Here is a 6,354-nt window from a genome sequence, read left to right as displayed (position 1 = left end):
CAACACCGTATATAATTTATTGCTGGCTTCTCGCCTATTTACGAAAGTCCTCGCGGACTTTCTTGGTCGGTAATTATTTACTAAATTAGTTGCTTGAAACACGCAACAAACCATATACAACAACGTTATGGGCAATTAAAAGGAATATCCAACCATACTCAAGAACAGACTCTACTTGGGAGAAAAAAGTAAAAGAGTTAAAAAAATGAATTGTCTAAAACGGAGTTTTTTTGAAAAAAAAGGCAAACCTGCAAGTGTTCAACACTTCTAAAAAGTTGAATGCGTGAAATATTAAAAATTAAACAATGAAAAATTTAAAAGTTATTTTTTTAATTACAATCTTATTTATGAGTTGTGAAAAAGAAAATATGACGCTAGAAAACCAAACTAACAGTGATTTTAAATTGATTTCGCAAGAATTCAATTACAACCTAAACAATTATGAAGTTCAAGACAAAATAAAAATTGTTGTAGGAGAAGCATTAAATAATCTTTTGATTAATTCTCATGTATTTAGAGGGAAAATTATTGAACATCTTATAAGTGACAACAAAAAAACAAAAGAATTATTGTATATTCGAAACAAAAATCTAGTTTTTGAAAATGGAAAAACATTAGAAAACCTTATTTTAAATGAATTTGAAATAAATAGCGAGAAGTACAATTTGATAAAACAAATTGAGGTAGTTATTCCTAATTTAGTAATTAAAATACCTGATTGGGCAAATATAATTTTTGAAAACATTTCAACTTATGATGGGTTAGAGTTTTCTATTTACCCAGGATTAAATACTAAAAATTCTTTTTATTTTAATCAAAGAAAGACAGAAAAAATCATCAGCACGACTACTTTGGCGGACTACATTCCTATCCAGATAAAAGAAAGTGAAAAATTAATTCCTTTAAAAAAGAGTAGTAACGAAACTATCTGGAATGATAATTTAATTAATGATCACTTTCCTTCATTAGCAAGATGCACCGAATTTAATAGAGAAGACTATATTACTTATAATAATTCCGAATATGATTTTTTAGATAAAATGACTTTAAATGAAGATTTATTAAATGCAAAGTTATGTGGAGTAGAAATAATTGGCGGAGGAAACAGCTCTTCCAATTGTAGTAAAGTTTATGAAAGAGATTGTGTTACAGAAAAAAATGTTATTGAAGGTTTTAAATTTGCTAATTATGCTACTTTGCTTGCAGTTAACAACCAACCTGGTGGTGAAGATGTTTTAGCATTACATTACAATTTTTCTGTAGCCTCTATGTGTGGTAATTTAGATAATACTCAAGTCTGCCCTCCTACTGATTGGAAATTTGTTTTCTTTGGTACTTTTAATACTTTTTTCGAAAGACAGTTCCATTGGGGAACACCATCTTCTTCCGACTTGGGAAATGTTAGTTTTAAAGGAAGAGTTTTTTGGTTGGATTATTATATTAAAAGTATTCCAAAATATTATGATATTCCGGTAGATTTTTCACGGGAACAAATTTACTCACAAGTTAGATTTTTAGATTTAACTCCTTCAAGTACTTGGGACGGAAATGTATACGGAAATGCAATAAGCATGGCAATATACGAGCATGATGATGTTATTGTAAAAGAAAGCACTACAAATTCTATTACTATAACAAATTCAACTAAAATATCTAACAAATTAAAAATTGGAGAAAATTTTGAGAGTAGTTCTGATTTTAGTAATTCAGTTACGAGGACCTCTAGCTCAACTATAACAATTGATGCTTCTAAAGATGTTGAATTAGGAAAAAGAGCTATTAACTATTATGACCAAAATTATAGTTTACCAGGGAATGGATATGGTTTTAATATAACTACAGGAGCAATAAACACACATTTTGCCTTTTATTATTAAAAGCCCATAACACGGTATATAAAAAACAGCAGTTAAGTGCAAACTATAAAGTTTGTGCTTTTCTACTATTTTTGTTTTTAAACTGAAAGTAATCGCTTTTTTATTCTGCTACTTTTCATATACCAACACGTTAGGCAAAATAAAAAAACGCTTGTACCTATTTACCAACTTCTGCCAAATGTATTAGTCTTTCCGCTTTTTATTGCATTTTAAGGTTTTGAGTAAAATTAGATTTGTAAAATAAATAATACAACTATGTCAAAATCAAATTGGAATACCCAAAACATTGCCGACCAAAGCAACAAAACAATCATTATCACAGGAGCTTCAAGTGGTTTAGGTAAAGAAGCTTCTAAGGTTCTTTCAGAAAAAAATGCTACCATTATTATGGCTGTGCGAAATACAAAAAAGGGTAAAATTGTAGCTGATGAAATAAAAAAACAAAATCCCAATGCTAAATTAGAAATTAGAGAAATGGATTTGTCTAGCTTACAATCTGTTCACAATTTTACCAAAGGTGTAAAATCTGATTACGATAAAATAGATATTTTGATAAACAATGCCGGAATAATGACTTGTCCTTTTGATAAGACGAAAGAAGATTTTGAAATACAAATGGGAACAAATCATTTAGGTCATTTTGCCTTAACAGGTCTATTAATGCCTTTGCTTCACAAAGCAAAAAACGCACGAATAGTTGTTACCTCAAGTATTGGGCATAAAATGGGAAATATTGATTTTACGGACATTAATTGGGAAAAACGAAAATACAATACAACACAAGCTTACGCAGACAGCAAATTAGCAAATCTATATTTTACCTATGAGCTTGCTCGAAAATTGCAAAACGAAAAGAGCGAAATTAAAGTAACTGCCTCTCATCCAGGTTGGACAAGAACCAATTTACAAAAGCATTCTTGGTATATGAAAGCTTTAAACCCTTTATTTTCTCAAGGACCAGACCAAGGTGTTTTGCCAACTTTGCGAGCGGGTTTTGATGCTGATGCAAAATCTGGCGATTATTTTGGCCCTTCAAAGTTTTTTGAAATGCACGGTAATCCAGTAGTTGTAGAATCAAACGAAAAATCTCACAATTTAGAAGCGTCAAAAAAACTTTGGGAAGTTTCTGAGCAAATGACAAACATAAAATACTAAATATGAAATTAATAGAATACTCAACACAATGGGCAAAAGGCGAAATGTTTGAAGGAATGTGTATTGCCGTTTTAGGAATTTTAACTTTAATCTGCACAGTACTAATTTGGAAATACGGCACTACAGTAAACGCAAGAGCATTAGTAATTCCAACTTTGGTAATAGGTTTACTTTTTACTGCAATGGGCAGTTTTATGGTTTATTCTAACAATAATAGAATTGCCGAATTTGAAACAGCATATCAAGCTAATCCTACCGAATTTACTCAAGCAGAAAAAACAAGGGTAGAAGGTTTTCAGTTTATGTATCCTACTACATTGGCAATTATTTCCGTATGTTTTCTTGTAGCCGTTCTTGCATTTGTATTTTCTAAAAACCCTAACTTTCACGCTATTGGAATTGTATTATCTGTATTTGGCGTAGCATTAATTATCATTGACTATTTCTCAAAAGAAAGAGGTCAGATTTATTACGAACACATTAAGAATTATTTGTAATGAACGCTATTTTAAACATAAAGAGCATTAATGAAATACATCAATTGTTAGGATTAGAAAAACCTGTACATCCTCTAATTTCTGTAGTTCGCCATACAAAAGATATGGATTTAAGCTTTGCCAATGGATTACGTGTAAACAGTCATTTGTATTTTATTTCGCTGAAAGAAAATATTCAAGGTGCTTTTAAATATGGTAGACAAACCTACGATTTTCAGGAAGGAAGTCTGGTATTTATGCGACCTAAACAAATCGTTTCAGCTCAAACAGATATTGAACCAGATTTAGGTGGTTGGAGCATCTTTTTTCATCCCGATTTGATTCGTGCTTACTCGTTAGCAAACGATATTCAAAATTATTCGTTTTTTGATTACGATAGCGATGAAGCCCTGCATATTTCAGATAAAGAAAAAAAAGCACTTTACGAAGTTGTTGCTAAAATTGAAACCGAAATTCATCAAAATATAGACCAGCACACACAAGATTTAATTATTCATAATATAGAATCTTTACTAAAATATAGCCAACGATATTTTGACCGCCAGTTTCTAACAAGAAAGAACCACAACAAAGATTTTATTTCCAGATTTGAGAAATTTCTTCATTCTTACTTTGAGAGTAATTTACCAACAGAAAAAGGTATTCCTTCGGTAAACGAATGTGGAAAACAATTAAATATGTCGGGCAAATACCTTAGTGATTTATTAAAAAAAGAAACTGGAAAAAGCCTAACAGAACATATTAATCTGCATATTGTGGAAACTGCAAAGAATAGACTTCTAAATTCAAATAACCCAATCAGTCAGATAGCTTATGGTCTGGGTTTTGAATATCCTCAACATTTCAGCAAGGTTTTTAAAAGCAACGAAGGAGTAAGTCCGAAACAGTTTCGAAATCTGAACTGAAAAATTACTTTGCCTAACAATGTATAAAAAAAATAGTGCAGATAGTTCTTGACCAATGGCTTGGGCATATTTGCGAGGTCGCCATATTTTTAATTTGTATTTTAGCCAACAGAAAAGTTAAAAAGAAAATTAAAAATATGGCTTCGTGCTATACGGAAAGTTCGGTGCTTACCAACTGCCCTACTTTTCTTATACTAACCGTTGCCAACAATACAAGAAAACTAACTATGAGGATCTTTCTATTTTTCATCTTAATGATTTTTACATCTGAAAAATCTGTTAGTTATGACCTTGGAGCACCAGAAATTCAGGCTGTTTGTAAAGTAACTTTAAATGATGGAAAAACTATAGAAGGATTTATCACATTTGGAACTGGAGGATATGAATATAAGTATAGACCTAATGGATTTTGTTTTAAACACGATAACGGAATCAAACAATTAATTCTTTATGATTTCAAATTCAATCTTTCGAACCTTGATAGTTATGCATCATATCGAAATGGAACTTCTAAACTATACTATGTTGAAAATATAAGCAAAAGCTACCAACAAAAACCAAAAACTGAATTTGATGAAGAAAATAGTACATTAACAATTACCAAAACAGATATTGAAAAATATAGACTTTTGGAACAAATGACTATTTATAAAAAGCTTCCTTTAGATTTATCTGTTGGATATGGTTCAGATGAGCAAAACGGAAAAACAACTATTGGAGTTAATCAAATAAAGTCAATTGAATTATTAAAAAAACCTAGTAAAAGATCACTTGAAATTATTAAAACCGCAAGAAATAAGCAAAGTGAAAAAGAAGAAGAATGGATTGACTATCAAGCACCTGTTTGGTATCATGAAATAATTACGGATCAAGAAAAAATTGATTATTTGTCGAAATTCTTTTAAATCAATAAGTACTGGTGGCAACACCGTGTATATTTAATTGCTGGTTCTAGCCTACTTACGAATATTCCTGCGGAATATTCTATTCGTTTTTTATTTACTAAATTAGTTGCTTATACACGCAACTAACCATACACAAACACGTTGGGCAACATTAAAAAACGAAAAACACGAAAAACACGAAAATTAATAATAAAATGAAAAAAAACTTACTAATAATAATGTTTGGAATTTTAACAACTCTGAATTATGCGCAAGAAAAAATAGAAACTAAAACTGAAAAAGTTTGGCGAGTTAATTTTTTAAATCCTGCAATTGAATTAGAAATGCCTGTTTCAAAAAAAGCAACATTTTCTGCTGGTTTAGGAATTGGTTATGGAGCTCCTTATGATGAAATTTCTATTTCACCATCAAATAAATTTCTATACAGTTTTAATCCGTTTTTAGATTTACAGTATAAGAGATTTTATAATTTAAACAAAAGAAGAGCTAAAAACTTAAATACGGAAAATAATTCTGGTAATTTTGTTTCTTTAAGATTTTTAACAAGAGGGAATACAATAGAAAGTAATTTTATAAGAAGCTCAAATTTTGACTTCGCTTTTGGTCCAACTTGGGGAATACAACGAAAATACGGAAAGAACTTTCATTTATTATTTGACATAGGACCACATTATTATTTTGACACAAATGGTAATGGTGGATTTTTTCCAATAATGTTCCAACTGAATTTAGGTTTTAATTTAAAAAAGAAATAAAAAACGTTGCCCAACACCGTATATAATTTATTGCTGGCTTCTCGCCTACTTACGAAAGTCCTCGCGGACTTTCTTGGTCAGTAATTATTTACTAAATTAGTTGCTTAAAACACGCAACAAACCATATACAAAAACGTTATGTTTCATTGCTCGGGAAAATCTAAAGGCTAACTAAAGTTGAATGAAAAACAAGAATTTAAACTATATAACATCTGAATTCTTGCCAGCATGTTGAATAGAAAATCTCTGCGGAATTTGAA

General features: G+C 30.3%; 6 protein-coding genes. All 6 read left to right on the top strand.

Annotated features, from left to right (window positions below; translation table 11 throughout):
* The first annotated feature begins 305 nt into the window (after positions 1-305).
* The 6 genes from ES044_RS17615 (at position 306) to ES044_RS17590 (ending at position 6,094) form a co-directional block, all read left to right on the top strand.
* On the top strand, positions 306-1,877 hold the full coding sequence (locus tag ES044_RS17615; RefSeq protein ID WP_147187453.1) for a hypothetical protein: 1,572 nt from the start codon (positions 306-308) through the stop codon (positions 1,875-1,877).
* Positions 1,878-2,132: 255 nt separating this feature from the next.
* Positions 2,133-3,032 (top strand): oxidoreductase, encoded by a 900-nt coding sequence (locus ES044_RS17610; protein ID WP_147120674.1) that lies wholly within the window; start codon positions 2,133-2,135, stop codon positions 3,030-3,032.
* Between the two features lie 2 nt (positions 3,033-3,034).
* Positions 3,035-3,529 carry a hypothetical protein gene (locus tag ES044_RS17605; protein ID WP_147120673.1) on the top strand — a complete coding sequence of 165 codons (495 nt, stop codon included), beginning with the start codon at positions 3,035-3,037 and terminating at the stop codon, positions 3,527-3,529.
* Complete coding sequence (locus tag ES044_RS17600; protein ID WP_147120672.1) at positions 3,529-4,434, top strand: helix-turn-helix domain-containing protein; 906 nt, start codon at positions 3,529-3,531, stop codon at positions 4,432-4,434. Before ES044_RS17605 ends, ES044_RS17600 begins: the two co-directional genes overlap by 1 nt.
* A gap of 254 nt (positions 4,435-4,688) precedes the next feature.
* Positions 4,689-5,339 (top strand): hypothetical protein, encoded by a 651-nt coding sequence (locus ES044_RS17595; protein ID WP_147120671.1) that lies wholly within the window; start codon positions 4,689-4,691, stop codon positions 5,337-5,339.
* Positions 5,340-5,533: 194 nt separating this feature from the next.
* Positions 5,534-6,094, top strand: coding sequence for a hypothetical protein (locus tag ES044_RS17590; RefSeq protein WP_147120670.1), 561 nt, complete (start codon positions 5,534-5,536; stop codon positions 6,092-6,094).
* Positions 6,095-6,354 lie beyond the last annotated feature (260 nt).

Origin of the sequence: Polaribacter sp. IC066, assembly GCF_007997085.1 — a bacterium.
Lineage (GTDB): Bacteria > Bacteroidota > Bacteroidia > Flavobacteriales > Flavobacteriaceae > Polaribacter.
This window is presented reverse-complemented; position numbering and strand designations above follow the sequence as displayed.